Origin of the sequence: Algoriphagus lutimaris, from assembly GCF_017051705.1 — a bacterium.
Classification (GTDB): Bacteria; Bacteroidota; Bacteroidia; order Cytophagales; family Cyclobacteriaceae; genus Algoriphagus; species Algoriphagus lutimaris.
On the sequence record NZ_JAFIDJ010000024.1, the window covers coordinates 1 to 289 of the forward strand.

At 64.7% G+C, this 289-nt stretch carries 1 protein-coding gene; it reads left to right on the forward strand.

What is annotated here, in order from left to right:
- On the forward strand, positions 1–289 hold a 289-nt coding region (locus JYB62_RS19625), incomplete at both ends, for a hypothetical protein (protein WP_205647090.1).

The following is a 289-nucleotide window of genomic DNA, read 5'->3' on the forward strand; positions in this document are numbered from 1 at the left end:
AGTATTTCATCTATGCCTTCGATGTGAGCAACCAGCCGCTGGCCAACAAGGGAGACCAAGATGCCCCGTTGATGGCCGCAGGCACCGGCCCGACAGACACGGGAACCGACGAGGGGACCGGGGACGAGGGAGACGGGGGCGAAGAAGACAAGCCTCCGCCCAAGGGGCCGAGCTCGCTGCCGCGCGTGTTCATCAACCTCGGATTGGGGGCGGGAGTCGGCGTCGCTCGCGGGACGGCGGAGCTCACGTACCGACAGTTCAGCCCCCTGGATCCGAATTTCCAGTATTC